The organism is Noviherbaspirillum sp. (assembly GCF_035944575.1).
Lineage (GTDB): Bacteria > Pseudomonadota > Gammaproteobacteria > Burkholderiales > Burkholderiaceae_D > Noviherbaspirillum.
In genome coordinates, this window is record NZ_DASZBA010000188.1 from 1 (window position 1) to 1,950 (window position 1,950).

Annotated in this window: 3 protein-coding genes; 1 reads left to right on the plus strand and 2 read right to left on the minus strand. The window is 59.7% G+C overall.

Going from position 1 to position 1,950, the window contains the following annotated elements; all coding sequences use genetic code 11:
• Both VGU61_RS14015 and VGU61_RS14020 read right to left on the minus strand, forming a co-directional pair.
• On the minus strand, positions 1 to 537 hold a 537-nt coding region (locus tag VGU61_RS14015), incomplete at its 3' end, for a 2-dehydro-3-deoxygalactonokinase (protein ID WP_326859764.1).
• 48 nt (positions 538 to 585) lie between these two features.
• Positions 586 to 1,386, minus strand: a complete 801-nt coding sequence (locus VGU61_RS14020; protein ID WP_326859765.1) for an SDR family oxidoreductase — start codon at positions 1,384 to 1,386, stop codon at positions 586 to 588.
• 90 nt (positions 1,387 to 1,476) lie between these two features.
• Between VGU61_RS14020 and VGU61_RS14025 the strand changes: the two genes are divergently transcribed.
• A partial coding sequence (locus tag VGU61_RS14025; RefSeq protein WP_326859766.1) for a dihydroxy-acid dehydratase occupies positions 1,477 to 1,950 on the plus strand: 474 nt, incomplete at its 3' end.

The following is a 1,950-nucleotide window of genomic DNA, read 5'->3' on the forward strand; positions in this document are numbered from 1 at the left end:
GCGGGACATGAGTCCGTACAGTTCTCCGGTCATGAACGTCACGATCTCGCCAATCACCCCACCGTTTACACGCACCCATTTGCTGTGCGTGCCCGGCAGCAGGAACCAGCCGTCCGGCGCCCCGAGTTCCATCGCGCCGAAGATCTGCGTTTCCTCTCCGCGCATCACGTCCGGCAGCCCGTGCGGGTCGACATAGCTGTACCCGGGCGCGATGCGGCAACGCACATTGGGTAATTCGCTTTCGATTTCCAGCAACGATTCCGGCAGGCCTGATAAAGGGCTGCTTACTTCCAGATATGGGGCCTCGCGCCAGCCGCTGCGGCTGCCGACCATGCCCGTCATCATTACATCCGCGCCGTCGAGCCCCAGCGTTTCCAGCAATGCGGCGAGCGAGGCTTTGAATCCGCCGGCGACTTTCAGGATGCCGGAGTCGTCGTCATGCTGACGCACCAGCTTGCCGTTGCCATCAAGAAGATATGCGCGGCGGTTACTGGTGCCCCAATCGATGCCGAGCAGGGGCCTTGTCGTTGTAGTCATAGATTGTTCACTTAGAATGAAATGGGCGATAGCCCGAAAGCCCGTTCTTCACGCCCATCCGCCGTCGACGATGTACTCCTGCGCGGAACACATCGCACTGTCATCAGCGGCGAGAAACAGCACCATGCGCGCGACATGCCACGGCAGGAGATGTCCCGGCAGGCACTGGCTGCGCTTGATCAGTGCTTCGCCTTCTTCATCCAGCCACAGCTTGACCTGCCGTTCGGTCATCACCCAGCCCGGCGTGACGGTGTTGACGCGGATGTTGTAGGGACCGAGATCGCGAGCGAGACCGCGCGTAAGGCCGCTGACGGAGGCCTTGGCGGTGGTATAGACCGGATAGCCGCCGCCGGCAATGTGCCAGCTCGTGGAACCCAGATTGATGATGGAGCCGCCTCCCTTCTTCTTCATGCCGGGGATCACTGCCTGGCAGGCGAAAAACATCGGCCGCTGATTGATGGCGATGCGGTCGTTCCAATAATCGACCGTCACCTCTTCCGGCTTGTGGCGGTCGTCGCTGCCCGCGTTGTTGACCAGTACGTCGAAGTCGCCGATCTGTTCCGCCAGCGATTGCATGGTTTGCTGCAACGCCGGGATATCGCGGATATCGCACTGGCGGAACAACGGTTTTTCCAGCCCGGCCACGGCCAGCCGTTCGCATACTTCAAGGCTGGCCTCGGTTGCTATATCGACAAAGGCCACCTTCGCGCCCTGTTCGGCGAAGGCGCTGACAATCATTTCTCCGATGCCGGAACCGCCGCCCGTCACGAATACCCGCTTCCCTTCAAGACTTGGAAATTTGGCCAGTCCTGCTGCCGTTCCTTCCGCTGTTGCTGCCAGTACCGCCATCATTTTTCTCCTGAACTTTCGAACTCATGGCTAATCAATATTGATGCTGCTTCGAAACCCCTCCCTCCCCACAAGAGTTACTTCATTCCTATGACCACCAAATACCCAAAACGTCGCAGTCAGGCCTGGTTTGAAAAGCAGGATCGCGACGGCTTCGTGCATCGGAGCTGGACGGCAAAGCCGGGTTATCCGCAGGATTCCTTCGATGGCCGGCCGATCATCGGCATCTGCAACACCTGGTCCGAATTGACGCCATGCAATAGTCACTTCAGAGAGCTGGCGGAATTCGTCAAGCGAGGTGTCCTTGAGGCAGGCGGATTCCCGCTTGAGTTCCCCGTCATGTCGCCCGGCGAAACCCAAATCAGGCCTACGGCGATGCTGTTCAGAAACCTCGCCAGCATGGATGTGGAGGAATCGATTCGCGGCAATCCGCTCGATGGTGTCGTTCTGCTGATGGGCTGCGACAAGACCACGCCTTCGCTGTTGATGGGCGCTGCAAGCTGCGGGCTGCCGACCATCGGCGTTTCCGGCGGCCCGATGCTGAACGGAAAGTTTCGCGGCAAG

Excerpts from the sequence above, each read along its gene's own strand:
- VGU61_RS14020 (WP_326859765.1), bottom strand. The coding sequence starts at position 1,386 with ATGGCGGTACTGGCAGCAACAGCGGAAGGAACGGCAGCAGGACTGGCC.